Source organism: Paraconexibacter sp., assembly GCF_059438195.1.
This window is the reverse complement of record NZ_JBLKKY010000040.1, coordinates 1-24,063: the sequence shown is the minus strand read 5'-3', so window position 1 is coordinate 24,063 and position 24,063 is coordinate 1. Positions and strand designations below refer to the sequence as shown.

At 73.4% G+C, this 24,063-nt stretch carries 26 protein-coding genes and 1 pseudogene; 12 read left to right on the top strand and 15 right to left on the bottom strand.

Features of this window, described 5'->3' with window-relative positions; genetic code table 11:
• Positions 1 to 9 precede the first annotated feature (9 nt).
• Positions 10 to 297, top strand: coding sequence for an ATP-dependent Clp protease adaptor ClpS (locus tag ACME2J_RS14130; protein WP_495545568.1), 288 nt, complete (start codon positions 10 to 12; stop codon positions 295 to 297).
• A gap of 95 nt (positions 298 to 392) precedes the next feature.
• Positions 393 to 710: a hypothetical protein gene (locus ACME2J_RS14125; protein WP_495545567.1), complete on the top strand. Its 318-nt coding sequence runs from the start codon at positions 393 to 395 to the stop codon at positions 708 to 710.
• Positions 711 to 783: 73 nt separating this feature from the next.
• Here the strand turns inward: ACME2J_RS14125 and ACME2J_RS14120 are convergent, their stop codons facing one another.
• The 5 genes from ACME2J_RS14120 to ACME2J_RS14100 form a co-directional block, all read right to left on the bottom strand.
• A complete protein-coding gene (locus tag ACME2J_RS14120; protein ID WP_495545566.1) occupies positions 784 to 1,149 on the bottom strand; it encodes a putative quinol monooxygenase in 366 nt (121 codons plus the stop codon).
• Entirely contained in the window at positions 1,149 to 2,405 is a 1,257-nt protein-coding gene (gene ccrA, locus ACME2J_RS14115; protein WP_495545565.1) for a crotonyl-CoA carboxylase/reductase, read from the bottom strand. The genes ACME2J_RS14120 and ccrA overlap by 1 nt, the downstream gene beginning before the upstream one ends.
• A gap of 81 nt (positions 2,406 to 2,486) precedes the next feature.
• Positions 2,487 to 3,029 carry a hypothetical protein gene (locus ACME2J_RS14110; RefSeq protein WP_495545564.1) on the bottom strand — a complete coding sequence of 181 codons (543 nt, stop codon included), beginning with the start codon at positions 3,027 to 3,029 and terminating at the stop codon, positions 2,487 to 2,489.
• Positions 3,030 to 3,103: 74 nt separating this feature from the next.
• Positions 3,104 to 3,532 (bottom strand): hypothetical protein, encoded by a 429-nt coding sequence (locus ACME2J_RS14105; protein ID WP_495545563.1) that lies wholly within the window; start codon positions 3,530 to 3,532, stop codon positions 3,104 to 3,106.
• Between the two features lie 99 nt (positions 3,533 to 3,631).
• A complete protein-coding gene (locus ACME2J_RS14100; protein ID WP_495545562.1) occupies positions 3,632 to 3,847 on the bottom strand; it encodes a hypothetical protein in 216 nt (71 codons plus the stop codon).
• A 117-nt stretch (positions 3,848 to 3,964) separates the two neighbouring features.
• Here ACME2J_RS14100 and ACME2J_RS14095 point away from each other — a divergent pair, with 117 nt between their 5' ends.
• Both ACME2J_RS14095 and ACME2J_RS14090 read left to right on the top strand, forming a co-directional pair.
• Entirely contained in the window at positions 3,965 to 5,761 is a 1,797-nt protein-coding gene (locus ACME2J_RS14095; RefSeq protein WP_495545561.1) for an exonuclease domain-containing protein, read from the top strand.
• A gap of 13 nt (positions 5,762 to 5,774) precedes the next feature.
• A complete protein-coding gene (locus tag ACME2J_RS14090) occupies positions 5,775 to 7,403 on the top strand; it encodes a calcium-binding protein (protein ID WP_495545560.1) in 1,629 nt (542 codons plus the stop codon).
• Here the strand turns inward: ACME2J_RS14090 and ygfZ are convergent.
• Positions 7,387 to 8,379, bottom strand: coding sequence for a CAF17-like 4Fe-4S cluster assembly/insertion protein YgfZ (ygfZ, locus tag ACME2J_RS14085; protein WP_495545559.1), 993 nt, complete (start codon positions 8,377 to 8,379; stop codon positions 7,387 to 7,389). The two genes, ACME2J_RS14090 and ygfZ, sit on opposite strands and share 17 nt — an antisense overlap.
• A 45-nt stretch (positions 8,380 to 8,424) precedes the next feature.
• Between ygfZ and ACME2J_RS14080 the strand changes: the two genes are divergently transcribed.
• The 4 genes from ACME2J_RS14080 (at position 8,425) to ACME2J_RS14065 (ending at position 12,200) form a co-directional block, all read left to right on the top strand.
• A complete protein-coding gene (locus ACME2J_RS14080; RefSeq protein WP_495545558.1) occupies positions 8,425 to 8,787 on the top strand; it encodes a hypothetical protein in 363 nt (120 codons plus the stop codon).
• An 88-nt stretch (positions 8,788 to 8,875) separates the two neighbouring features.
• Positions 8,876 to 9,820: a hypothetical protein gene (locus ACME2J_RS14075; protein ID WP_495545557.1), complete on the top strand. Its 945-nt coding sequence runs from the start codon at positions 8,876 to 8,878 to the stop codon at positions 9,818 to 9,820.
• Positions 9,821 to 10,008: 188 nt separating this feature from the next.
• Positions 10,009 to 10,959: a hypothetical protein gene (locus ACME2J_RS14070; RefSeq protein ID WP_495545556.1), complete on the top strand. Its 951-nt coding sequence runs from the start codon at positions 10,009 to 10,011 to the stop codon at positions 10,957 to 10,959.
• Positions 10,960 to 11,159: 200 nt separating this feature from the next.
• Positions 11,160 to 12,200, top strand: coding sequence for a hypothetical protein (locus ACME2J_RS14065; protein ID WP_495545555.1), 1,041 nt, complete (start codon positions 11,160 to 11,162; stop codon positions 12,198 to 12,200).
• Between the two features lie 94 nt (positions 12,201 to 12,294).
• Here ACME2J_RS14065 and ACME2J_RS14060 read toward each other — a convergent pair whose 3' ends face one another.
• Positions 12,295 to 13,254 carry an ABC transporter substrate-binding protein gene (locus ACME2J_RS14060; protein ID WP_495545554.1) on the bottom strand — a complete coding sequence of 320 codons (960 nt, stop codon included), beginning with the start codon at positions 13,252 to 13,254 and terminating at the stop codon, positions 12,295 to 12,297.
• 25 nt (positions 13,255 to 13,279) lie between these two features.
• Between ACME2J_RS14060 and cofH the strand changes: the two genes are divergently transcribed.
• Together cofH and greA are read left to right on the top strand one after the other, a co-directional pair.
• The gene (gene cofH, locus ACME2J_RS14055; protein ID WP_495545553.1) at positions 13,280 to 15,553 is read left to right on the top strand and encodes a 5-amino-6-(D-ribitylamino)uracil--L-tyrosine 4-hydroxyphenyl transferase CofH; all 2,274 of its coding nucleotides are present in this window, start codon (positions 13,280 to 13,282) and stop codon (positions 15,551 to 15,553) included.
• Positions 15,550 to 16,023, top strand: coding sequence for a transcription elongation factor GreA (greA, locus tag ACME2J_RS14050; protein WP_495545552.1), 474 nt, complete (start codon positions 15,550 to 15,552; stop codon positions 16,021 to 16,023). The genes cofH and greA overlap by 4 nt, the downstream gene beginning before the upstream one ends.
• A 54-nt stretch (positions 16,024 to 16,077) precedes the next feature.
• Here the strand turns inward: greA and cofE are convergent, their stop codons facing one another.
• The 4 genes from cofE to npdG are packed head-to-tail and all read right to left on the bottom strand — an operon-like array spanning position 16,078 to position 19,071.
• Entirely contained in the window at positions 16,078 to 16,824 is a 747-nt protein-coding gene (gene cofE / locus ACME2J_RS14045) for a coenzyme F420-0:L-glutamate ligase (RefSeq protein ID WP_495545551.1), read from the bottom strand.
• Positions 16,821 to 17,477, bottom strand: coding sequence for a 2-phospho-L-lactate guanylyltransferase (gene cofC / locus ACME2J_RS14040; protein ID WP_495545550.1), 657 nt, complete (start codon positions 17,475 to 17,477; stop codon positions 16,821 to 16,823). Before cofC ends, cofE begins: the two co-directional genes overlap by 4 nt.
• The gene (gene cofD, locus ACME2J_RS14035) at positions 17,474 to 18,403 is read right to left on the bottom strand and encodes a 2-phospho-L-lactate transferase (protein WP_495545549.1); all 930 of its coding nucleotides are present in this window, start codon (positions 18,401 to 18,403) and stop codon (positions 17,474 to 17,476) included. Before cofD ends, cofC begins: the two co-directional genes overlap by 4 nt.
• Positions 18,400 to 19,071, bottom strand: a complete 672-nt coding sequence (gene npdG, locus ACME2J_RS14030; RefSeq protein WP_495545548.1) for an NADPH-dependent F420 reductase — start codon at positions 19,069 to 19,071, stop codon at positions 18,400 to 18,402. The genes cofD and npdG overlap by 4 nt, the downstream gene beginning before the upstream one ends.
• 28 nt (positions 19,072 to 19,099) lie before the next feature.
• Here npdG and ACME2J_RS14025 point away from each other — a divergent pair, with 28 nt between their 5' ends.
• Positions 19,100 to 20,026 carry a hydroxymethylglutaryl-CoA lyase gene (locus ACME2J_RS14025; protein WP_495545547.1) on the top strand — a complete coding sequence of 309 codons (927 nt, stop codon included), beginning with the start codon at positions 19,100 to 19,102 and terminating at the stop codon, positions 20,024 to 20,026.
• 20 nt (positions 20,027 to 20,046) lie between these two features.
• Complete coding sequence (locus tag ACME2J_RS14020; RefSeq protein WP_495545546.1) at positions 20,047 to 20,997, top strand: hypothetical protein; 951 nt, start codon at positions 20,047 to 20,049, stop codon at positions 20,995 to 20,997.
• A 77-nt stretch (positions 20,998 to 21,074) separates the two neighbouring features.
• Here the strand turns inward: ACME2J_RS14020 and ACME2J_RS14015 are convergent, their stop codons facing one another.
• The 4 genes and pseudogenes from ACME2J_RS14015 to ACME2J_RS14000 all read right to left on the bottom strand — a co-directional run.
• A complete protein-coding gene (locus ACME2J_RS14015; RefSeq protein WP_495545545.1) occupies positions 21,075 to 23,036 on the bottom strand; it encodes an acetoacetate--CoA ligase in 1,962 nt (653 codons plus the stop codon).
• Between the two features lie 10 nt (positions 23,037 to 23,046).
• Positions 23,047 to 23,382, bottom strand: a complete 336-nt coding sequence (locus ACME2J_RS14010; RefSeq protein WP_495545583.1) for a DUF4389 domain-containing protein — start codon at positions 23,380 to 23,382, stop codon at positions 23,047 to 23,049.
• Between the two features lie 81 nt (positions 23,383 to 23,463).
• A pseudogene (locus ACME2J_RS14005) lies at positions 23,464 to 23,661 on the bottom strand (DUF4389 domain-containing protein); the annotation flags it as partial.
• 151 nt (positions 23,662 to 23,812) lie between these two features.
• On the bottom strand, positions 23,813 to 24,063 hold a 251-nt coding region (locus tag ACME2J_RS14000; RefSeq protein ID WP_495545544.1), incomplete at its 5' end, for a hypothetical protein.

Below are 24,063 nucleotides of genomic sequence, written 5' to 3'. Positions count from 1 at the left end.
TGCGGTGACGTGAGCCAGACGATCGAACTCCCGCGGACGAGCGGGCCCGACAGCGGTCTCGGAGGCGCCTGGCGCGTCATCGTCCGCAACGACGACCACAACACCTTCGACCACGTCGCGCGCACGCTCTCCCGGACGATCCCCGGCACGACCCTGGAGCAGGGGTACTCGATCGCCGACAAGATCCACAACACCGGACAGGCGATCGTCTGGTCGGGGCACCAGGAGCTCGCCGAGCACTACTGGGCGCAGCTCAACGACGCGGGCCTCACGATGGCCCCGCTCGAGCGCGGCTGAGCCGCGCGACGCGGCGTTCATCGGATGTTTCCCACCCGCCGGGCCGGCGGGCGTACCGTCCCCTTCGTCAGCACACCACGACGAGGAGGAGCGACATGCTCTGCGCTCTCACCGTGCGGAGGCTGCGGACAGGGACGTTCGAGGACTTCCGGACGGCGTTCATGAAGACGGTCCAGGACGGGATCCCCGACGGCTTCGTCCGCTTCCACATGGTTCGCAGCACCGAGGATCCCGACGAGGTCATCTGCTTCGGCCTCTTCGACGGGACGCTCGACGACCTGCGGTCCAACGACCGCTCGGCCTACGACCGACAGCAGGCGGCGATCGCGCCGTACGTCGAGTCCGTCGCGACCGACGGCTTCTTCGACGTCGTCGAGACGTGGACGCGGGCCCCGGAGGCGGCGGCGCCCTGAACGGCGAAGGGCGCCCCTCGGGGCGCCCTTCACGCAGCGTTCGCGGACGGGGCCCCGCGGGCCCGCTCGGGTCTCAGGCCTCCGCGGGCGAAGCCGCCGGCTCGGCGGTCGGCTGCTCGACCTCGGCTCCGGCCTTCGGGCCCTCGCCGGCGATCGTGATGTCCTGCCAGACGTAGAGGACCGGGACCTGCCACCAGCCGGACGTGAGCGTCCGGAAGCGCGTGAACTCGGGCGAGTTCCAGAACCGCTCCCAGTCGCCCTTCGACTCGAAGTGCATCACCTGGAGGATGCGGTACTTGTCGTCCCTCGACCGGTACACGGCGTACTGGGTCGCCCCGTAGCGCGTCGAGAGGGGGGTGAGCTCGGCGAGGGCCTCCTCGAGCTGGTCACCCCTGAAGCCCGTGGCGTACCACGGGACGTGCACGGCTCCTGCGGCCATCAGGCACCCACCTCCGCGATGATCGCGCCGGGGCCATCGGCGGTGCGGCCCTGGCCCGGCTCGTTTGCCCCGACGAGGATCGCGATCTTGCCGAGATGCTCGTTGTCGCGCATGAGCTGATGCGCGTTGCCGACGTCCTCGAAGGGCATCGTCTTCCAGAGCACGGGCCGGATCTTCGACTCGTCGATGAGCTGGTTGGCGAGGTTGCACTCCCACGCGTTCGCGAAGTGCGAGCCGAGGATCTCCTTCTGCCGCATCCAGAGGTAGCGGACGTCGAAGTCGAGCGTGTACCCGGACGTCGCGCCGCAGATGACGACCTTGCCGAAGGGCTTCACGGCGAGGACGGACGTCGGGAACGTGGCCTGGCCGACGTGCTCGAAGACGGTGTCGGGCGGCCCGCCGAGGATCTCCTCGACGGCCTGCGCGAAGCGCCGCGACTCCTTGAAGCGCGCCTTCTCCTCCTCGGGCGTCTCGCCGCCGCGGCGCATCATGCCCTTGAACTCGTTGCGGTCGATGTAGCCGGTCGCGCCGAGCTGCTTGACGAGCTCGCCCTTCTCGGCGGAGCTGACCACGCCGACGCACTCGGCGCCCGCAGCGCGGCAGAGCTGGACGGCGAAGACGCCGAGACCGCCCGCGGCGCCCCAGATGAGGACCTTGTGGCCCGCCTGGAGCTCCGCGCGCTTCATGAGCATGCGGTACGCGGTGAAGTACGTGAGGCCGTAGCTCGCGGCCTCCTCCCAGCTGAGGTGCTTCGGCTTGGGGAGGAGCTGCTGCGCCTGCACCTTCGTGAACTGCGCGAACGAGCCCCAGGTCGTCTCGTAGCCCCAGATCATCTGGGACGGGGCCGCCATCGGGTCGAGGCCGTGGACCTCGGGGTCCTCGTAGGAGGCCATGTTGCAGTGGATGACGACTTCGTCGCCGGGCTTCCAGCGCGTGACGCCGTCGCCCACCTTCCACACGACGCCCGACGCGTCGGAGCCGCCGATGTGGTGGCCGTACTCGGGGTGGTCGCCGTACCGGAAGACCGAGATCGGCTCTGCGAGCGCCGCCCACACGTTGTTGAAGTTGACGCCGGCCGCCATGACGCGGACGACGACCTCGAAGGCGCCCGGCTCGGGAACCTCGATCTCCTCGACCTGGAAGGCGTCGCGCGGCTCGCCGAAGCGGTCCTCGCGGATGACCCACGCGGCCATCGTCGCGGGAAGCTCCCCAGGTTCGGTGGAGACGGTGGAGATCTGACTGAGATCGACTGCCATGAGGGGCCGAAGACTACCCGGACGTCCGTCGGGAGGTCCCGCCGTCGCCCGCCTCGTGGCGCGCAGCCGCGGACGACCGGCTCAGCGGCCCCCGGGCCCGTCGACGACCCGGCGGTCGACCCGCCGCATCGCGGCGGCCGCCGGGTTCCACACGTAGTCGCGCTCCTCGATCTGCGAGGGGGCCCACGGCTCGTCGTCGGTGCCGTAGACGGGGGTGCGCACGACGAGCGTCCCGTCGCGGAGCGCGATCGTCCCGCGGTAGAGCCGCTGGCTGGAGAAGACGACCTGCAGGGACTCGGAGTCCTCGCGTGCGGTCCCGCCGTCCGTGGTCATGACGTAGAGCGCGACCGTCCCGGCCTGGCCCGGCAGCGTGACGAGCACGATCGCGTCCGCCTTCCCGTCGCCGGTGATGTCGACGAAGCCGGTCCGCGGATCGACGAAGCCCTTGCGGGTCTGGAGCAGGCCCTTGACCGTGGTCGTCGTGCGGTCGTGGGCGAGGAGGGCCTCCTTGAAGAAGGCCTGCGGATCCTCCTCGGTGCCCGACCCGGACTCCGTCTGCGCGACGGCGGCCGCCGGCAGGAGCAGTCCGGCGGCGAGGAAGGCGGCGATCCGGCGTCGCGGCATCCCGCGATGATGCCAGGGCACGCGGAGCCGCGCCGCAGGCGGGGTTGCGCCGCTCGGCGCGCCCGGCGCGACGGCTACGGCAGGAGCAGGTCGTCCTGCGCGCTCTCGCGCGACTCGCCGACCTCGAGCCGGGCGGGGTCGATCGCGCCCTCGGTCCGGAGCACGTAGTCGCCCTCAGCGACGTCGACCTTCACGGTCGCCGTGTCACCCGGGTTGATCGGGCCGGTCGACTGGGAGACCCCGTCGGCCCCCGCCCCGCGGCTCTCGAGCGTCGCGACCTGCGAGGAGCCCGTCTGGTTCGTGACGATGAGCGAGATCGGGCCGGCGCCGAACTCGGTCGGAGAGGCGGCGACGTCCGAGTCCGTGATCGCGGCGGTCACGACGATGGGGGCCGGGGGGCGCAGCTCGTTCGTGTAGTCGTCGTCGTCACCGCATCCGGCGGCGCCGATGGCGAGGCCGCCGGCGACGGCGGCGAGGCTCGCGAGCCTGAACGTCCTCTTCACGCGTCTTCCCTCTCCATCCCCAGGTCCCCGGAGGCCCCGTGGCCTCCGCGCGGACACCCTAACCGACGCCGCGGCGCCCGCGGGCGGACGGCGGCGGGGTCAGGAGGGCGGGGCGTCCCCGACGAGGGCGGCGCGCTCGGCGCTCACCTCGGTGAGCGTCGCCTGGAGGGCGTCCCACGCGGCGGGCTCCGCATGCGCGTAGGCGGCGGAGTCGAGGGGGACGGTCTCCTCGCGGTAGCGCTCCCACGCGTCCCGCTCGAGGTCGACGAGCTCGGAGAGCCGGCGTTGGGTGTCGTCTTGCGTGGCGAAGGTCATCCTGGCGCTGCCTTCCTGTCGTGTGCTCGACGGACGGGACGAGCGTAGTCGTGCGGGCGGACACGGCGGCGCAACCGCCCTTGCGCTCCGTCCGCGGGCATGCGTACACATGTTCGCATGCCGAGCTCGTCGCCGTCGCCGACCGCCCCCGCGGGGAACCTCCTCGACCGCCCGCTCCGGGATCTCGAGTTCCTCGCGGTCGACACGGAGACGAACGGCCGGTCGGGAGAGACGTGCGAGCTGACCGAGGTCGGCGCGGTGCTCGTCGGCGGGGGCGAGCTCCACGACCGGTGGGAGACGCTCTGCGCGGTGCGCACCCCCCTCACCCGCGGCGTCCAGCGGCTCACCGGCATCACCCAGGACATGGTCGACGCCGCGCCGGCTGCGGAGACGACCCTGCCGGAGCTCGCCGAGCTGCTCGAGGGCCGGGTCCTCGTCGCCCACAGCGCCGCGTTCGACCGCCGGGTGCTCTCGCAGGCCTTCGGGCGCGCCGGCCTGCCGTGGCCCGATCCGCCGGCGCTGTGCACGGTCGCGCTCGCGCGGCGCCTTCACCCGCTCGCCCGCCAGCGCAAGCTCGCTCCGCTCGCCGAGTCGCTCGGGATCCCGGTCGAGACGGCGCATCGCGCGCTCGCCGACGCCGAGACGTGCGCGCGGGTCTTCTGCGCCCTCCTGCCGCGGCTCGCCGCGAGCGCGCCGACGCTCGGCGACGCCCTCGCCCTCATCGGCCCTGCCCGGCCCCGCCGCCGTCGCGCGGGGCGGACCGACGGCGGCGGCTCGCTCGCCGGCGCGCGGCGCCGGCGGCCCGACCTGTCGCACGTGCCGGACGCGCCCGGCGTCTACACGTTCCGCAACGACGCCGGCCAGCCGCTCTACGTCGGGAAGTCCGTCGCCCTCCGCACGCGGGTGCGGGCGCACTTCGCCCCGTCCTCGCCGGACACGTCGTGGTCCTCGCAGGTCGAGGTCGTCGACGTCGCCGAGACGCGGTCGGAGCTCTCGGCGCTGCTGCTCGAGCAGCGGCTCATCGCGGAGCTGCGACCGCCCGGGAACGCGCGGGCGAAGCACCGCGACCGCTGGGTGTACCTCCGGTGCCGCCTCGACATCCCGTTCCCGGTGCTCGAGATCGCGCCGGAGCCGGCCGCCGGCCACGCCGTCAACGTGGGGCCGCTCACGTCGAGGGCCGCGGCCGTCGAGCTGCTCGAGCAGCTCAACTCCCTCTTCGGCCTGCGGCACTGCGGCCGCGGCCTCAAGCGGCGCACGCATCCGTCCGCCTACGGCCAGATGGGGCGGTGCGTCTCCCCGTGCCTCGGCGATCTCGATCCGAACGCCTACCGCGCGCGGCTCGACGAGGCGCTCGGGCTCTTCCGCGAGCCAGGCGGGGCGCGGAGGACGCGCAGCGGCGCCGGGAGCGGTCACCCGCTCCTGCTGCACCTCGAGGCCGAGATGGCCGCGGCCTCGGCCTCGCGGCGCTACGAGCGGGCGGCGTGGCTCCGCCGCCGGCACGGGCGCCTGCGAGAGCTCCTCGCCCAGCTCGGCGACGCGGTCGCGCCGGCGCACGCCCGTGCGCGACTCGTCCTGGCGGGGGGGCCCGAGGCGGGCGGGCCCCCGTGGGACGCCTTCTGGCTCGTCGGCGGGCGCCCGGTCGACCACGGCCCGCTCGACGACGTCGACGAGGGCGTCGCCAGGACGCGACGGGTCGTCGACCGCCACGTCGGTGAGGCCGGGACCCGTCACCCGCACGTCGTCCACCTGCGGCCGGAGGAGGTCGCCGCCCAGCGCGTCGCCGGGACGTGGCTCGACGGGCGCGTGCTCCCCGAGCTCGCGCTCGACCCGGCGCCCGCGGATGCGCGGATCGCCGGATTCCTCCGCCGCGCCGGCGTGGGCACAGGGGTCCAACGTCCTGCCAACGCGGCGTGATCACGATCCGCCGATGTCAGCGCACCGACTCCTCCTGCTCGCGACCGCGTCAGTCGCGACGCTCGCCCTTCCCGCCGCCGCGTCGGCGGGGACGCTCACGTACTCCGGCGGCGTCCTCGCCTACACCGCCGCCCCCGGCGAGGTGAACTATCCGAGCCTCTACGCCGACGACGACCCGGGGAAGGTGCAGTTCGGGGACGACGTCCCGGTCGTGCTCGGCGCCGGCGCGGCCGGCGCCTGCGCCCCCCACGACTGGGACACGACGATCGTCTGCCCCCGGCCCGCGAAGTTCGTCGCGTCGCTCGGCGACCTCGACGACTCCTTCAGCGTCGTCGACCTCGACGACGTCCTCGCCGTCCCGGTCGAGATCGACGGGGGGGCCGGCGCCGACAACGTCGGCGGCGGCATCGCGAACGACCTCCTCGTCGGCGGAGCCGGAGACGACACGCTCTCCGGCTGGCAGGGGCACGACACCCTCGCGGGCGGCGACGGCAACGACGCCCTCAACGGCTACCAGGGCGACGACGTCCTCGACGGCGGTGCGGGCGACGACGGTCTCGAGGACCTCCTCATCGGCCAGGACATCCAGGCGGGGGCGGACAGGTACATCGGGGGGCCGGGGGCCGACGACCTCACGTACTTCATGCGCTTCGAGCCGGTCGCCGTCTCCCTCGACGGCGTCGCGAACGACGGGGCGGCCGGCGAGGGCGACGACGTCGGCGGCGACGTCGAGACGATCGGCGGCGGATGGGGCGACGACGTCCTCGTCGGCAACGACCTCCCGAACTACCTCTACGGATCGAACGGCAGCGACCACGTCGTCGGCGGCGGCGGCGACGATCGCCTCGACGGCAACTCGGGCATGGACCGCCTCGAGGGGGGCACGGGCGCCGACCGTCTCGAGGGCGGGTGCCACGACGACATCATCGACGCCGGCCCCGGACCCGACGAGCTCCTCGCCGACCACGGCTGCAGCGAGCTGTTCGATCGCGGCGCGAACGACCTGCTCCTCGCGCGTGACGGCGAGGCCGACCTCGTGTTCTGCTCCGCCGCCGGCGGCATCGGCGATCGCGCCGTCGTCGACGCGATCGACAACGCGTCGACGAGCGGCCCGGGTGCGTGCCGCGTGCTCGAGGTCGCGTCCACGGCCGGGGCCGGCTCGACGCCCCCGCCGAGCGGCGCGGGCACGGGCACGGGCACCGGGACGAGCACGGGCACGACCACCGGGCCCGCTTCCGGCACGGGTGCGCTCGCGGGGAAGACCCGCGTGACCCTCGGGCCCGTCCGGCTCCTCGTCGGCACCGGGAAGGCCGGGCAGGCTCTCGCTCAGCGCGTGGATCTCGCGGCGAAGAAGCCGCGGCTCGTGCTCGGGAGCCTCGTCGCGAGTCGCGCGGCGCAGGTGAGCGCGGTCGCGACGATGGCCCGCAAGGGCCGCAAGCGGCTCACCCTGGGTCGCGCGACGCTCGCGACGAAGCCCGGTCAGCCGCGAGCGCTCTCGCTGTCGCTCTCGAAGTCGGCCCGCAGCGCGCTGCGCTCGCGTCGCTCGGTGACGACCAGGGTGACCCTGACCGTGCGCGAGGCGGGGAAGAAGACCGTGAAGAAGACCTACTCGACGAAGGTGTCCGTCAAGAGGAAGAAGTAGCGGGAGCCTCGGCGACGACGGCCGCGGCGCCGTCGTCGCCGACCTCCACCGCGTCGCCCGGCGTCGCCTCGCGGCGGAGGATCGCGAGGGCCGTCCACCCCGCGTCGGGGTCGTGGACGACGGTGCCGAGCCGGCCGACCTCGCGGCCCGGCTCGCCGTCGTCGCCGGCAGGCAGGCGCACGGGCGCGCCGCTCTCCGCGGAGCCGGGGAGGCGGAGGACGCGGAGGTGCCGGTTCGGCTTCCCTCGCCAGTGGAGGCGGGCGACCGTCTCCTGACCGACGTAGCAGCCCTTGGTGAAGCTCACGAGGCGCCCGTTGAGACCGGCCTCCTGAGGGATGACGGTGTCGTCGAGGTCATCGCCGTAGCGGGGCCGGCCGAGGCGCACGCGCGCGACATCGGCCGCCGTCTCGTCCACGAGGACCGCGCCCGCCGCGGCGAGGGCGTCGCGCACCGCCGAGACCGTCTCGGCCTCGCAGAGGACGTCGAGGCCGAGAGGGGTGCGGACGAGGTGGACGTCGTGCGGGCCGACCCCCGTGGCGACGTGGGCGTGCTCGTCGGCGCCGGGAAGCGTCGCGCCGGTCGCGAGCGCGACCGCGTCGGCCTCGGGGCCGACGAGGGCGAGGAGACCGCGCTCGACGGTCCGCTTGTGGAGGGTCACGTCCCAGCCGATGCTGAAGCGGCGGATGACGTCGAAGAGCGCCTGCAGCGACACGCGCTCGGTGTCGAGGAGCAGCTCGTCGGCCGTCGCCAGGACACGGACCTCGCCGAGCATCTTCCCCTTGTTCGTCAGGAGGGCGGCCGAGCAGCCCGCGCCGGGCTCGAGCGCGGTGATGTCGTTCGAGACCTGCCCGTTGAGGAACTCGGCGCGATCGGCGCCGGTGAGCGCGAGCTTGCCGCGCTCGGAGCGGTCGACGAGGCCGCAGCGGCGGAGGACCGCGTCGATCGCCTCGGGGCCCGGTGACGTGACGGTGCTCACGCCTCCCGAGGATGCCACACGCGCCCCGGGCGATACGATCGCGTCATGGCGCTCGCCGACACCTTCCAGCGCGTGGTCGACTCGCTCCCCGACGACTGGACCGACCTCGAGCTCGATCTCCGCATCCACGACGAGGACCGCTACATCGACGCCGCGGTCTACCTCGTCACGTGCAACGCCCAGCCGTACTCGAAGCACGACTGGCACTGGCGCATCCTCGTCGCCCATCGCTTCGGCCACGCCGCCGCGCCGAGCGCGGTCCACATGGCCCTCGGGCTGCTCGACGACGCGGGGATCGCCGGCGAGATCGCCGTCCGCCAGGTCCGCAGCGGCCGCGTCGAGGTGACGAACATGTGGGGCCGGCCGCAGTCGGTCCGCGACGAGTTCCGCCGCATCCGCGCCCAGTAGGGCCGGCCTCGAAAAAAGATCCGGCGGTCGCGTAAGCGCGCTGCTCCGTCGTGGTTGCACGGGTGACCACGATCGAAGGAGGAGCAGCATGTTCCGCACACCGACCACCGACCGGGCCCGTGCCGTGCGCAACGCCGCGGCCGGCGCCCTCATCGCCGGCGTCCTCGTCGGCTCGCCCTTCGCCGTCGCGGCGACCGGCGACAGCCTCCGCGAGGGGGTCCGCAACGGGACGACGACGAGCGAGACGGAGATCATCGGCGACCTCGCCGCGCAGACGGGCAAGGGCGGGTTCGTCACCCGGCAGTCGAACGTCCGCACGGGCGCGGGCGCCGGCGGCGCCGCGATCTACGGATGCCGCGCCCCGGCAGGCGGGACCACCGGAGGCTCCGCGCCGTGCCTGCGCGCGTCGAACCTCGGCGGCGGCAACGCGTTCGAGTTCGCGACGAGCGGCGGCCCGTTCGCGGGCGTCATCAGCGTGGGCGACCCGTCGACGCCGAACCCGGGCGCCGCGCCGTTCGTGACGAACGCGACCGGCGTCGCCACAGGGCTCAACGCCGACAAGATCGACGGGAAGGACGCCTCGGAGCTCGTCGGCGCGCCCGGTCCGGCCGGGCCGCAGGGGCCGGCGGGTCCGACGGAGCTGCGCTTCGAGCAGATCGGCGCCTTCAGCCTCCCGACGTGCGCGGGGACGAACCACGAGGTCTGCCCCCCGGTGCGCACGCGTTCGCTGGGCGAGGGGAACTGGTTCGTCCAGGCGAAGCTCGTCGTCGACAACAACACTGCGGCCCCCACGAACGTGAGCAACGAGTGTGGTCTCACGAGCGGCGGGACGTCGCTGGACGAGTCGCGGCACGCGCTCGACACGAACACCCAGCCCGGTCAGTCGGAGTCGCTCGCGCTCGCCGGTGTCGTCACCGGCGCGGTCGCCGGCTCCACGGTCGAGCTGCGTTGCACCGAGCAGGGCGGCGAGAGCCTCGTCGCCGAGGACGTGAAGCTCACCGCGATGAAGGTCGAGACGGTCGTCGGTCCGTGATCGGTCCGATCCGTCCCCGCTGACGGCTCCTGAACCCGCGCGGCCGGGCGTCCCTCGTCGGGGTCGCCCGGCCCGTTCGCGGTCGGGCCGCTGCCTGCCGGTCTCGGAGGCTGAGAGAAAACTCCCGCAACGTCCTGCGGAGGTGCATGCTCGTCCTCGTATCGATACGCACGACCAAAGGAGGCAGCATGTTCCGCACAGGCTCGACCGAGCGCTCCCGAGGGGTGCGCCACGCCGCGGCGGGCGCGCTCGTCGCAGCAGCGATCGTGGGAGCCCCCTTCGCCGTCGCGGCGACGGGGGACCCGCTGCGTGAGGGCGTCCGCAACGGGACGACGACGAGCGAGACCGAGATCATCGGGGACCTCGAGGCGCAGACGGGGAAGGGCGGCTACGTCACCCGCCAGTCGAACGTCCGAACGGGCTCGGACGCGGGCGGCGCCGCGATCTACGGGTGCCGCGCGCCGGCGGGCGGGACGACGGCCGGCTCTGCACCCTGTCTGCGGGCGTCGAACCTCGCGGGTGGCAACGCCTTCGAGTTCGCGACGAGCAGCGGGCCGTTCGCGGGGGTCATCAGCATCGGGAACCCGGCCACGCCGAACCCGGGCGCGCCGTTCGTGACGAACGCGATCGGTGTCGCGGTGGGCCTCAACGCCGACAAGGTCGACGGCAAGGACGCGGCGGAGCTCGTGGGCGCGACCGGGCCCGCAGGACCCGCTGGGCCGCAGGGTCCCGCCGGACCGACGGAGGTCCGCACCGAGCAGATCGACGCGCTGGCGCTGGAGCCCTGCGTGGGGACGAACCACGTCATCTGCCCGGCCGTCCGCACGCGGACGCTCGCTGCCGGCAGCTGGGTCGTCCAGGCGAAGCTCGTGGTCGACAACGACCAGGGCGCGGCGGCGAACACGGCAAACGAGTGCGGCCTCTCCACCGGAGCGACGGGCCACGACGAGTCGCGCCATGGCCTGGCTGCCAACGGCGACCCGGGCCAGACGGAGACGATCCCGCTCAGCGCGGTCCTCACCGGTGTTCCCAACGGGACGGTCGTGAAGCTCGCGTGCACGGAGCAGGCGGGCGAGGGGCTGAGCGTCGAGGACGTGAAGCTCACCGCGATGAGGGTCGAGACGGTCGTCGGCCCGTGAGCGGTCGCGACCACCTCCACTGACCCTCCTCGAGCCCATCGGCGGAAGGTCACCAGCGGCCGGGCGCCCGCGGGCGCCCGGCCGCGTCGCGTCCAGCGAGGTCTTCACCGGGCATCGTGGGCGCTCTACGGTTCGCCCAGCCCTGTCGCGAGTCCAGCCCGGCCTCGCGCGTCGCGAACCGACCGAGAGGAAGCACGAACATGTTCCGCAGAGGGACGTCCGACCGCGGCCGCGGGGTGCGCCACGCGGCCGCCGGGGCACTGCTGGCCGGCGCCATCGTCGGCGCGCCGTTCGCGGCGGCGGCGACGGGCGATGCGCTTCGCCAAGGCGTGCGCAACGGGACGATCCCCGGCGAGACGGAGATCATCGGCGACGTCGACGCCCAGCCCGTGAAGGGCGGCTACGTGACGCGCCAGTCGAACATCAGCGAGGGCGCCGACGCGGGCGGAGGCGCGATCTACGGCTGCCGCGCGCCGGCGGGCGGGACGGCGGAGGGGTCGGCTCCGTGCTTGCGCGCCACGAACCTGGCGGGTGGGCACGCGTTCGAGTTCGCGACGACCAGCGGTCCCTTCGCGGGCGTCATCAGCATCGGCGACCCCGCGACGCCGAACCCCGGCGCGCCGTTCGTGACGAACGCGACCGGCGTCGCCCCGGGGCTCAACGCGGACAAGGTGGACGGCAAGGACGCCGCCGACCTCGTCGGTGCCACGGGACCGGCCGGACCGCAGGGTCCGACCGGCCCCGCCGGCGCGACGGGGCCCGCAGGCCCGCAAGGTGCGGCGGGCCCCGCGGGACCCGCCGGTGCGACCGGGCCCGAGGGCCCGCAGGGTCCGGTCGGCCCGAGCGAGCTCCGGGTCGCGCAGGTCGGCGCCGTCGCCGTCGCGACGTGCGCGGGCACGAGCCACGAGACGTGTCCCGCGATCGCCACGAGGACGCTGAGCGCCGGGAACTGGCTCGTGCAGGCGAAGCTCGTCGTCGACAACAACACCGCGACGGCCACCGATCCCGAGAACGAGTGCGGCCTCTCCGAGGGCGGCGCCGGCCTCGACGAGGCGCGTCACGCGCTCGCCGCGAACGCGGATCCCGGCCAGACGGAGGTCCTCTCGCTGTCGGCCGTCGTCGCGGGCGCAGCCGACGGGACGCAGGTGACGCTCGCCTGCACGGAGCAGGCGGGGGAGGGCCTCACCGTGGAGGACGTCAAGCTGACGGCGATCAGGGTCGAGGCGGTCGTCGGCCCCTGACGGCCGCGCCCGCCGGCCGAACAGGATTCCTCCGTTGCTCCTGCCACGAAGGAATCCGGTTCGGCGGTCGCGGGCGGGCGGTCCGCCCGCCCGCTCAGGGGTCGACGAAGTCGACGGCGACGTTCGGGGGCTCCTCGGTGATGCCGACTTCCGCCTCCCACTCCGCCCACTCGCGCAGGCGATCGCGGCCGAACACGCCGATCGGCTCGTTCCCGGCGGAGATCGCGGGGACGAGGACGTCGAGCTGCTCCTCGAGGTCGACGCGGTCGACGCCGTCCTCGGCCTCGACGATCGCCGCGACGGCCGACTCGGGGTCGATGAGCGTCTCCTCGTAGCCGCGCCGCAGTCCGCGGACGGCCGCGCGGACGACGTCCCGCCGCTCCTGCCACGTCCGTCGGCTGACGCAGAGCACGAGCTCGGGGTACGGCGGCGCGCCGTACTCGTCGAGCTTGAAGATCGACGCCTCCGGCTGCCTGCGCTGGAGCGCCAGGCCCTCGACGTTCCAGAACGCGGTCGCGGCTTCCACCCGACCCCCCGCCACCGCCTGGACGGCCGTGAAGCCGATCGTCGTCGTCTCGATCCGCCCGGGGTCGCCCCCGTCGCCCTCGACGATCGAGCGCAGCACGGCGACGTCGGAGGGGAGACCGGTGACCCCGACGGTCCCGCCCTCGAGGTCCCGTGGGCGCTCGACCCCGGGCGCGGCGACGACGCTCGCCAGCGGACGGCGCACGAGGGGCATGACCGCGACGAGCTCCGCCCCGCGCGCGTTCGCGATCGCGACGTCGTGGATGTCGAGGACGGCGAAGTCGACCCGGTTGGCGCTCAGGAGCTTCACCGCGTCGGTGGAGTCCGAGGGTGGCGTGATCTCGAGGCGGACGCCCTCCGCCTCGTCGAACGCCCGCGAGCGTGCGAGGTAGATGCCGCTGTGCACCGCGTTCGGCGTGAAGTCGAGGAGGAGATCCGCCTCGGTGTCGGGGCGGCCGGAATCGCCTCCTCCGCAGCCGGCGAGGGCCCAGACGAGGAGGAGGAAGAGGACGGGGGCGAGGCGATGCACGCGCGGGAGAGTACGCTGCGCCTCGATGCGTCGTCGGATCTCGTTCTCGCGGAATGTGACGCTCTCGCTGTCGCGGACGTGCCAGTGCTTCTGCAAGTACTGCGCGTTCAAGACGCACAAAGCGCACCTGTATTCGCCCGAGGAGGTGATCGAGCAGCTCGACCGCGCCGCCCGGCGCAACGTCAAGGAGCTGCTCGTCCTCACGGGCGAGCGACCGGAGGTGAACCCGGAGGTCGCCGAGCGGCTGCGCTCCTGGGGCCACGAGGACTTCACGTCGTACGTCGTGTGGGTGTGCGAGCGGGCGCTCGAGCGCGGCCTGCTGCCGCACACGAACCTCGGCGTGCTCTCGAAGGAGGATCTCGCGCGGCTGCGCGAGGTGACCGCCTCGCAGGGGCTGATGCTCGAGTCGGTCCGCGACGACCTCGTCGCCCATCAGGGCTCGCCGACGAAGGACCCGGCGCGCCGGCTCGAGACGATCCGCGCGGCCGGCGAGCTGCGCATCCCCTTCACGAGCGGCATCCTCGTCGGCATCGGCGAGGATCCCGCGGACCGCTACGCCGCCCTGGATGCCCTCGCCGAGGTGCACCGTGAGCACGGGCACCTCCAGGAGGTCATCCTCCAGAACTTCGTCCCGCACGACGCCTACTACGGCCGCGAGGTCGCCGAGATCGCGGATGCCGCCGCGCGCAAGGCGTGGGCCACGGGGCTGTGGGACGGCGACGCCGAGCGGCCCGCGAAGGACCTCCCGCGCTGGGCGACCGGCGTGACGATCGAGGACATGGAGCAGCTCATCGCCCACGCGGCGAAGGTGCTGCCGGGGGTCGGCATCCAGATCCCGCCGAACCTCGCGAACTGGTGGCCCCGGCTCGTCGCGGCGGGCGCGACCGACCTCGGCGGCCTCTCGGCCAACGGCGACCACATCAGCCCCGAGCTGCCGTTCCCGTCCCCGAAGCAGGTCCGCGCGGAGCTCGCCGAGCGCGGCTTCGCGCTCACCGAGCGCCTCTGCGTCTACGGGTCGTTCATCGACGAGCAGTGGGTCGCCCCCGCGGTCCTCGACACGATCCGCCAGCGCTTCTGGTCGTTCATCCCGCGGCGCGGCTCCGGGCGCACGGAGCCGCCGCGACCGATCCGGCGCGACCTCGTGCCCGCGGCGATCGCGAAGGGGCGCGACGGCGTCCTCCTCGACCCGGACGAGCTCACGGCCCTCTTCGCCGAGACGCGTCCCGAGGCGATCGAGGACCTCCGCCAGGCGGCGGACGAGCTGCGGGCGGAGGTCGCGGGGGAGACCGTCACGTACGTCGTCAACCGCAACGTCAACGTCTCGAACATCTGCACGGTCGGGTGCGCGTTCTGCGGCTTCGGCCAGTCCCGCCGCTCGCCGGACGCCTACACCCACACCCGCGAGGAGGTGGCCGAGCGCATCACCGACGCGCTCGCGTTCGGCGCGACCGAGCTGTGCATCCAGTCCGGCATCCATCCCGACTGGGAGCTCGAGGAGTACCTCGGCTGGCTGCGCTTCTGCAAGGCCGAGGCCGCGTCGGCCGGCGCCGACCTCCATCTCCACGCGTACTCGCCGATGGAGATCGACCACATGGCGCGCACGAGCGGACGCGGGCTCGACGACGTCTTCGCCCGCCTCCGCGAGGCCGGGCTCGGCTCGACCCCGGGGACCGCGGCGGAGGTCCTCGACGACGGCGTCCGCCAGCGCATCAGCCCGAACAAGCTGCCCGCGAGCCGCTGGGTCGAGGTCATCGAGGCGAGCCACCGCGCGGGCCTGCGATCGACCTCGACGGTGATGTTCGGCCACATCGAGGAGCCGTGGGAGCTCGCGGAGCACATGCGCGTCATCCGCGGCGTGCAGGAGCGCACCGGCGGCATCACCGAGTTCGTCCCGCTCTCGTTCATCCCGCATCTCACGATGCTCGGCCGCACGCACGGCGTCGAGGAGATCAGCCGTGAGGAGAACCTCAAGCACACAGCGGTCTTCCGCCTCGCGCTCGGCCGATCGATTCGCAATCTCCAGGCATCCTGGGTGAAGATGGGCCTCGACGCCGCGACGGAATCCCTACGGTGGGGGGTGAACGACCTGGGAGGAACTCTCATGGAGGAATCGATCAGCCGCATGGCCGGGAGCTCGCACGGCGTCCGCCTCACGCCCGCCCAGCTCGCCGGCGCCGCGCACGCGGCGGGGCGACCCGCCGCCGAGCGCACCACCCTCTACGGGATCCGCCGCGAGGTGCCGGTCGGCGTGGATCCGGCGGACGCCCCCGTCCTCGAGGTGATCGGAGCGTCGGCATGAGCAGTCCCGGCGGCGAGGCGATCACGGCCGAGGGTCTCGAGGCCCTCAAGGCCGAGCTCCACGAGCTCGAGACGAACGCGCGCCACGAGATCGCGCAGCGCATCCAGGCGGCCCGCGAGCTCGGCGACCTCAAGGAGAACGCCGAGTACCACATCGCGAAGGAGGACCAGGGGCACCTCGAGACGAAGATCCGGCGCCTCCAGGACCGCCTCCGCAACGCGCAGGTCGTGGAGGCGAAGACCGACGGGAGCGCCGTCGGGTTCGGCTCGACGGTGAAGGTCCGCGACGAGCAGAGCGGCCGCGAGAGCACCTACACGATCGTCGGCCCGACCGAGGCCGATCCGACGAAGGGCCTCATCTCGGCGGAGTCACCCGTCGCCGTCGCGCTCGTCGGCGCGAAGCCGGACGAGACCGTCGAGGTCGAGACGCCCCGTGGCGCCCGGCCGATGACGATCATCGAGATCGGCTGAACGACCCCACCGCGCTGACGAAACCCACTCCCAGCGTGAGTTTCGTCAGGAGGGTCAGGTGAACATGTCCTCGTCGAGGGGGCGGACGAGCGCCGCGGCGCCAGGGCCGTCCTGCGCGGTGACCGCGCGGCCGAGGCCGCGGACGACGACGACGGGCTGACCGCCGGTCTTGCCGCGGGCGAGGTCGGCCGCGGCCGCGATCTCGTCGGCGAGCGCGATCCACGTCGCCTGCATCTCGCGCCCGTCGGCGTCGACCGCGCCGCGATGGTCGTCGAGCGGCGTCACGCCGGCGAGCCCGATCGCGACGTCGCACTGGCCGTGGCGCCACGCGCGCCCGAACGAGTCCGTGACGACGACGCCGACACGCGCCCCGGTGGCCTCGGCGAGCTGGGCGCGCAGGGCGCGGGCCGAGCCGTCGGGGTCGACGGGGAGGAGGACGAGGCGGTCGGCGGCGCCGGCGTTCGAGGCGTCGACCCCGGCGTTCGCGCACACGAAGCCGTGCCGCGTGCGGCAGATGAGGACGCCGCGCTGCGCGCGGAGGATCTCGGCGCTCTCCGAGAGGACGACCTCGACCGCGCGGGGGTCCTTGTCGTGCGCCGCGGCGATCTCTCGCGCGCGCTCCGACGGCTCGATCGTCGCGAGGTCGACCGTGCGGCCCTCGCACTTCGAGATCGCCTTGTGCGCGACGACGACGATGTCCCCGTCCCGGAGATCCGTCCGCTCGCAGACGAGCGCAGCGAGGTCGTCTCCCTCCCTCAGCGGCGGCAGGCCGGCGACCGCGCGCGCCGAGACCTCGCTCATCGCCGCGAGAGGCGGCTGAGCATCCCGCGCGTGTGCGCGGCGCCGCCGATGACGCCGCTGAGAGCGTCGCGCAGGGCCTCGAGGTCGTCGTAGGTGTCGACGTCGAGGGCGAGGGACGGCACCTCGCGCACCTCGGCGCGTGCGCCGATCTCCTGCGCGAGACCGAGATGGCGCTCGCAGGAGCCGGGCCCGAACGACGGGGCCATGACGTCGGGCGGGCTCAGGAGGAGCGCGTTCGTGCCGGTCCCGTGGCGGTCCGGGACCACGAGGACCTCCGGCGCGTCGCCCGCTCCGCGGACGAGCGCGTCGACCTCCTTGGGGTCCAGCGCCGGGCAGTCGCCGGGGACGAGGAGGACGCGTGAGGCCGCTCGCTCGCGCGCCGAGCGCACGCCGATGAGCGCGGCGTCCGAGTGCGAGATCTCCTCCGTGTCGAGGATCGGCTCGGCGTCGTAGCCGGTCGCGATCGCCTCGGCGCCGGGCTCGGCGGTGACGACGAGGACGCGGTCGATGCACGTCGCCCGTCGCAGCGCGATGAGGACGTCCGTCACCATCGCCTCGCAGAGGGCGCGTCGCGTCGACTCGCCGACGTGGTCGGCGAGACGCTGCTTCGCGTTCGCGAAGCTCTTCACGGGGACCACTGCGATCGTCGTCATGCGAGCCCTTTCGCGAACCCGAGCGTCTCGCGCGCGAGGCGCTCGCGCGCTCCGGCGTCGCCCATCATGGTGTCCGTCCGCAGGACGGGGAGGTCGAGCGGGATGTCCTCGTCGGTGACGATGCCGTCGATGAGACCGTCATAGCACTCGGCGACGCCCGCTGCGTCCCGCGAGAGGCCCGCCCACGCGAGGAAGCGCTCCGTCGGGCCCTTCACGGCGGCCCCCCCGACGAGGGGGCTCACGGCGACGACCGGGGCCGCCGACGAGGCGACGAGGTCGCGCATCCCGGGGACCGCGAGGATCGGGAGGATCGAGATCGCGGGGTTCGAGGGACCGATGATGACGGCCCCCGCGTCGCGGACCGCCTCGGCGACCTCGCGCGTCAGCGCGGCGGCGTCGGCGCCCTCGTAGGCGACGCCCTCGACCGGCGGCAGGTCGTCGCTCGGCCGGGATCCGCCCTCGCGGATCATGTAGTCCTGGAACGCGTGCCACACGCCGCTCGAGCGCACGCGCGTGCGGACCGGCTCGTCGCACATCGGCAGCACCCGCGCCGTCACGCCGAGGGCGCGAGCGAGCCCCTCCGTCACCTCGGTGAGCCGAGCGCCCTCGGCGAGGCGCCGGGCGCGGTGCAGGCAGACCGCGAGGTCACGGTCCCCGAGCGAGAACCACACGTCGTCCCCGAGCTCACGCAGCTCGTCCATGACCGCGAACGTGTCGCCGTCGATCCCCCAGCCGCGCGCGTCGATGCGGTCCGCGAGCCAGAAGGTGCAGAGGTCGGGGTCCGGCGAGACGTGACCGCCGTGGATCTCGATGTCGTCGCCCGTGTTCGCGACCACGACGAGGGCGTCACCTGCGACCTCGAGCATGCCGCGCGCGAGCTTCGCGCCGCCGGTCCCGCCGGCGAGGACGACGACAGGGGCGCTCACGCGCTCGGCAGCCCCGTGATCTTGATCCCCGCGTGGGTCTTGTGGCGGACGTTGATCCCGATGAGCAGGGGGGTGAGCGACTCGACGATGCGGCTCATCTCGAGCTTGCCGGCGTCGACGCCGCGCAGGCCGTCGATCTTGGCGATGAGCTCGATGACGCGCGCCTTGTCGGCCTTGCGGTCGCCGCAGACGAGGACGTCCTCGTCGAGCTGGTGGTCGAGGTCGCCGAGGTGCGCCGCGCTCACGGTGTGCAGAGCGCTCACGACCGTGACGCCCTCGGGCACCATCTCCTGGGCCTGCTGGGCGGCCGAGCCCTGCCACACGCCGAGGATCCGGGTCGCCTTGCCGCTCACGGCGGCGGCGAGCGGGACCGTCGCGTCGACGAGCAGCTGGCCCGGCTGCAGCGTCTCCTTGAGGTTCGTCAGCGTCTCGGACTGGTTGCGGAAGGGGACCGAGAGGACGACGATCTCGCTCTTGGCGGCGGCGGAGGCGTTGTCGAGCCCCTCGACGTCGGCTCCGGAGGCCGCCGACGCCTTCTCGGCGGCCTCGGCAGCCCGCGCGGCGTCGCGCGAGCCGATGACGATGGGGACGCCCGCGCGGGCGAGGCGGATCGCGAGCCCGTAGCCAAGGGCTCCGGAGCCGCCGATGATGGAGATCGATTCGCTCATGAGCGGCGCAGTATAGGTTTCGACGGCCATGACACCGGATCTCCCGCAACGCGTCCGGGTCCGCGAGGTCGGGCCCCGGGACGGCTTCCAGAACGAGCCCGAGATCATCTCGACGGAGGACAAGATCGCCCTCGTCGACCGTCTCATGAGGACGGGGGTCCCGCGGATCGAGGTGACGTCCTTCGTGCGCCGCGACGTCATCCCGCAGCTCGCGGACGGGCCCGAGGTCCTCGCCGGGATCGACAAGCCGGACGGCATCGAGATCGGCGTCCTCGTCCCGAACGAGCGCGGTCTCGAGGGCGCGCTCGACTTCCGCGGGCTCGTCGACGACGTGAGCGTCTTCCTCTCCGCCTCGGAGACCCACAACCGCAAGAACGTCAACCGCTCGATCGCCGAGTCGCTCGAGGCGCTCACGCAGCGCGTCCTGCCCCGCGCGGCGTCCGAGGGGTTCAAGTGCGTCGCGGTCGTCGCGACCGCGTTCGGGTGTCCGTACGAGGGGGAGGTGCCGCAGGAGCGCGTCCTCTCGATCGCCCGCGACCTCGCGGAGGCGGGCGCGACCGAGATCGGCTTCGGTGACACGACGGGCATGGCGAACCCCGTGCAGGTGCGGCGCTTCTTCGAGGCGGCGCGCGAGGCGCTCGGCGACGACGTCGAGCTGACCGCGCACTTCCACAACACCCGCGGCCAGGGGCTCGCGAACGTGCTCGCCGCCCTCGAGGCGGGGTGCGAGAACTTCGAGTCGAGCTTCGGCGAGCTCGGCGGCTGCCCCGTGCCCGCGGGCGCGACGGGCAACATCGCGACGGAGGACCTCGTCTCGATGCTCCACGAGATGGGCGTCGAGACCGGCATCGACCTCGAGGCGCTCCTCGAGGCCTCGCGTGCCGTCCGCGAGGTCCTCGGCCGGCCGCTCGGCTCGCACACGCTCGTCGCCGGCCCCATCGACTGGCACCGCTGAGGACGACCCGGGCGCGCATCGTGCTCGGCTTCCTCGACGTCCGGCCGTTCCGGGGCGATCAGGTCGCCTCGGGGGTCGTCGCGCTCACCGTCCTCGTCGCCCTCGTCCTCGTGCGGTCCGGCGAGGACCTCGGCGAGGGCGGAAGCTTCGCCCTGTCGCTCGCCGCGTGCGCGTTCGTCACGACGCTCGGGGCGCGCACCGTCCGCGAGCCCCACGGCCCCCGCGGCTATCACGTCGCGCTCTTCGTCTGCGCGTGGGTGCTCTCGCTGCTCTCGCTCCTCACCCTCGCGGACCTCGGCGACGCCGACCTCGGGAAGGCGCGGACGGTCCTGTGGATCTCGCTCGCGCTCTGCGCCGACGCGACGTGGTGGGCGCGCGGGCGGGACTCCTCCACGATGACGCTCCTCGCGGCCCTCTCGGGCGTCGTCGCGGCCGTCGCGCTCGGCGAGTGGACGTTCGACCCCGAGCTCCAGGGGGACCGCTGGCTCCTCGCTGTGAGCGCCGCCGTGCTCGGGTTCGCGGCGCTCGCGCGGCGCGATCACCGCCCGGCGCACGCCGCGCAGCTCGCCAACGCCGGCGGCCTCGCGACGGCGGCGATCCTCGCGACGGCGCTGCTCGACGCGGCGCTCGGCGCGATCGCCCTGATCGTGCCGGGGGCGGGGGCGGACGTCGGCGCCGAGCTCGGGGCGGGGTGGGAGCTCGTGGGCGTCGCCGTGGGGTTCGGCCTCGTCGGCTACGGCGCGGTGGACAAGCACCGTGGGCCGGTCCTCGTCGGCGTGCTCGTCCTCGTCCTGTGGGTCGCGGTCGTCGGGACGGACGGCGGCCTCGTGGGCTGGCCGCTCGCCCTCGCGATCGGCGCGGGATTCCTCCTCGTCGTCGGCCTGCGCCCGACGACGCCGCTCCCGCCGCCGCCGGAGGAGACCGCGCCACCCGCACCGGTGAGCCGACTCCCCACCGAGCCCGAGCTGTAGCCGTCCGCCGCCAGCGCCGAACCGGATTCCTCCGTGGCCCCGCCAACGGAGGAATCCGGTTCGGCGGCTGTGGGGGCTCAGACGCGCTGGGCGAACTCCACGAACCAGTCGAGCGTCGCGGGGTTCGCGAGGCTCTCGCGGCTCGCGGCCTTCTCGGGCGCGACGCCCGTGAGGATCTTCTTCACCGGGACCTCGAGGACCTTGCCGCTGAGCGTGCGCGGGACCTCGGAGACCGCGTGGACCTCGTCGGGGACGTGGCGCGGCGAGCAGTCCTGCCGGATGCGCGTCGCGATCCGCTTCACGAGGTCGTCGTCGAGCGTCGCGTCCTCGCGGAGGACGACGAAGAGGGGCATCCAGCCGTCCGTCCCCGGCCGCGGGACGTCGACGACGAGCGCGTCGACGATCTCGTCGAGGGCGAGGACCGCGCGGTAGATCTCGCTCGTCCCCATGCGGATGCCGCCGCGGTTGATCGTCGAGTCCGAGCGGCCGGAGATGATCGCGGTGCCGCGCTCGGTGATCTCGATCCAGTCGCCGTGGCGCCAGACCGGCGGCTCGACGTCGTAGTGGTCGAAGTAGCTCTCGAAGTAGCGCGATCCGTCCTCGTCGCCCCAGAACCCGATCGGCATCGACGGCATCGGCTTCGTGATGACGAGCTCGCCGACCTCGCCGGTGAGCGGCCGGCCCTCCTCGTCCCAGCTCTCGACCGCGCAGCCGAGGGCGCGGGCCTGCAGCTCGCCGCGGTAGACGGGGAGCGTCGGCACCCCGCCGACGAACGCGGTGCAGACGTCGGTCCCGCCGCTCGTCGAGAAGAGCCACGTGTCCTCGCCGACGTGGTCGTAGACCCACTGGAAGCCCTCGGGAGCGAGGGGCGAGCCCGTCGACCCGACGGACGTGATCGCCGAGAGGTCGCGGCCCTCGGACGGCTCGATCCCCGCCTTCATGCACGCGGAGATGAACGCCGCGCTCGAGCCGAAGACGGTCGTGCGGGTCCGCTCGGCGAGGCCCCAGAGCGTGCCGAGGTCCGGGTGTCCCGGGTTGCCGTCGTAGAGGACGATCTCGGCCTTCGTGAGGAGGATGCCGACGAGGAAGTTCCACATCATCCAGCCGGTCGTCGTGAACCAGAGGAAGCGATCCCCGGCCTGGGCGTCGAGATGGAGGTGCTTGATCTTCAGCTGCTCGATGAGGATCCCGCCGTGGCCCTGGACGATCGGCTTCGGCAGCCCGGTCGTGCCCGAGCTGTAGAGGACCCAGAGCGGATGGTCGAACGCGACGCGGGTGAAGCTCAGCGGCTCGTGCTCGGCCCGCAGGTCCTCCCAGGGCGTCGTCCCCTCGATCGGCCCGCAGTCGAGGTAGGGGAGGAGGACCGTGTGCTCGACGCTCGGCATCGACTCCCGCAGGCCCTCGACGACCTCGCGGCGGTCGAAGTCGCGGCCCCCGTAGCGGTAGCCGTCGACGGCGAGGAGCACCTTCGGCTCGATCTGCGCGAAGCGGTCGACGACCGTCTTCGCCCCGAAGTCCGGCGAGCACGACGACCAGACCGCCCCGAGCGAGGAGACGGCGAGGAAGGCGGCGATCGTCTCGCCGATGTTCGGCATGTAGGCGACGACGCGGTCGCCCTCTCCGACGCCGAGACGCCGCAGGCCCGCGGCGATGCGCGCGGTCTCCTCGCGCAGCTCGCCCCACGTCGTCTCCGACAGCTCGCGCAGCTCGGAAGCGTGGTGGAAGGCGACCGCGCCGTCGTCCTTGTCGCGGAAGATGTGCTCCGGGAAGCTCACCCGCGCGTTCGGGAACCACTCCGCGTTCGGCATCTCGCGGCGGCCGAGGACCGGCTCCGCCGAGCCGTCGTGGAGCACGTCGTAGTACGTCCAGATCGCGGCCCAGAACGCGTCGAGCTCCTCGACGGACCAGCGCTGCAGCGCGGCGTAGTCGGGGAGCTCGACGTCGTGGGTCTCCTCGACCCAGCGGTGGAAGGCCGTGATCGCCGCCCGCTCGATGCGCTCGGACGATGGTGACCAGAGGAGGACGGGCGGGGCGCTCATGCCCCGCACCCTATGTCGTCGTGTCGCTCACGTGGTCGGACATCGGCGCGGCCATCCCCGCCGACTCGGGGCGGTCGAGCGAGCCTCCGTGCGTGCGCGTCGCGGTGATCGCGGACCCCTCGTCGCTGAACGGCGGCCAGGTCTCCGTGAGGAGGCAGTAGTAGGTGTACGCCTTCGTGATGTAGCTCTGGGTGAAGACGATCGCCGCCTGCAGTCCCTCGTTCTGGCGGCCGGTGATGACGATCCAGAACCAGGAGATGAACGACGCGACCTGGCCGACGAGCTGCAGCACGTAGGCGATGAGGTAGACCGGGATCATGAGGATGATCCGGAAGAGCGTCTTCATGCGGTCGTACTCGGCCGCCGGCGGAGCGATCGCGAGGCGGACGGGGTACTCGTCGTCGTCCCCGACCGAGAACGGCGGGTAGGCGTCGGTGAGGAGGCTGACGTAGCCGTTCACGCGGGCGCTGTACTGCAGGACGCCGGCGACGAAGGCGTAGAGCCCCTCGGGGTAGCGCCCGGTGAACACGATCGAGAACCAGGCCGCGACGACGGCGAAGAACGCGCCGATGGCGAGGATCGCGAGCACGACGAAGTGCGGGATCGCGAGCAGGAGGCGGAAGAACGTCGTGAGACGGCTGCGATCTTCGACCTAGGCGGCGGAGTACGACACCGGATAGGACATGGAACCTCCGGGGGTGGGCGATGTCGGGCGCAGTTGTACCGGCCGCCACGGCGGGGCGCCACCGGGGTTTCCCGCAGCTCCGACGCGCGGGTCAGGCGGTGGCGCGGCGCGCGCCGGCCGCCGCGCCCACCTCGCGGTCGAGCCGGGTGACGAGCCCGAGGGCGAGCGCGAGCGCGGCGTCCATCGACGAGGGATCGACGGCCTCTGCCACGTCGTCCTCGCCCCTGTGCCGCGGGACGACGCCGCGCTCGTCGACGCAGCCGATCGTGATCGACGGCCAGCGACGCAGCCGTGCCGCGCGCGCCGCCGAGCCGCGGCGGGTCTCGACCGCGCGTGCCCCGA

Bases quoted from the DNA above. Each gene is read 5' to 3' on its own strand.
- ACME2J_RS14095 (WP_495545561.1), top strand. From the start codon at position 3,965: ATGCCGAGCTCGTCGCCGTCGCCGACCGCCCCCGCGGGGAACCTCCTC.
- ACME2J_RS14025 (WP_495545547.1), top strand. From the start codon at position 19,100: ATGACACCGGATCTCCCGCAACGCGTCCGGGTCCGCGAGGTCGGGCCC.
- ACME2J_RS14010 (WP_495545583.1), bottom strand. From the start codon at position 23,382: ATGAAGACGCTCTTCCGGATCATCCTCATGATCCCGGTCTACCTCATC.
- cofC (WP_495545550.1), bottom strand. From the start codon at position 17,477: ATGACGACGATCGCAGTGGTCCCCGTGAAGAGCTTCGCGAACGCGAAG.
- cofH (WP_495545553.1), top strand. From the start codon at position 13,280: ATGCGTCGTCGGATCTCGTTCTCGCGGAATGTGACGCTCTCGCTGTCG.
- cofE (WP_495545551.1), bottom strand. From the start codon at position 16,824: ATGAGCGAGGTCTCGGCGCGCGCGGTCGCCGGCCTGCCGCCGCTGAGG.
- ACME2J_RS14100 (WP_495545562.1), bottom strand. From the start codon at position 3,847: ATGACCTTCGCCACGCAAGACGACACCCAACGCCGGCTCTCCGAGCTC.
- ACME2J_RS14120 (WP_495545566.1), bottom strand. From the start codon at position 1,149: ATGGCCGCAGGAGCCGTGCACGTCCCGTGGTACGCCACGGGCTTCAGG.
- ccrA (WP_495545565.1), bottom strand. From the start codon at position 2,405: ATGGCAGTCGATCTCAGTCAGATCTCCACCGTCTCCACCGAACCTGGG.
- ACME2J_RS14080 (WP_495545558.1), top strand. From the start codon at position 8,425: ATGGCGCTCGCCGACACCTTCCAGCGCGTGGTCGACTCGCTCCCCGAC.
- ACME2J_RS14090 (WP_495545560.1), top strand. From the start codon at position 5,775: ATGTCAGCGCACCGACTCCTCCTGCTCGCGACCGCGTCAGTCGCGACG.
- ACME2J_RS14065 (WP_495545555.1), top strand. From the start codon at position 11,160: ATGTTCCGCAGAGGGACGTCCGACCGCGGCCGCGGGGTGCGCCACGCG.
- greA (WP_495545552.1), top strand. From the start codon at position 15,550: ATGAGCAGTCCCGGCGGCGAGGCGATCACGGCCGAGGGTCTCGAGGCC.
- ACME2J_RS14125 (WP_495545567.1), top strand. From the start codon at position 393: ATGCTCTGCGCTCTCACCGTGCGGAGGCTGCGGACAGGGACGTTCGAG.
- ACME2J_RS14015 (WP_495545545.1), bottom strand. From the start codon at position 23,036: ATGAGCGCCCCGCCCGTCCTCCTCTGGTCACCATCGTCCGAGCGCATC.
- ACME2J_RS14110 (WP_495545564.1), bottom strand. From the start codon at position 3,029: ATGCCGCGACGCCGGATCGCCGCCTTCCTCGCCGCCGGACTGCTCCTG.
- npdG (WP_495545548.1), bottom strand. From the start codon at position 19,071: ATGAGCGAATCGATCTCCATCATCGGCGGCTCCGGAGCCCTTGGCTAC.
- ACME2J_RS14070 (WP_495545556.1), top strand. From the start codon at position 10,009: ATGTTCCGCACAGGCTCGACCGAGCGCTCCCGAGGGGTGCGCCACGCC.
- ACME2J_RS14075 (WP_495545557.1), top strand. From the start codon at position 8,876: ATGTTCCGCACACCGACCACCGACCGGGCCCGTGCCGTGCGCAACGCC.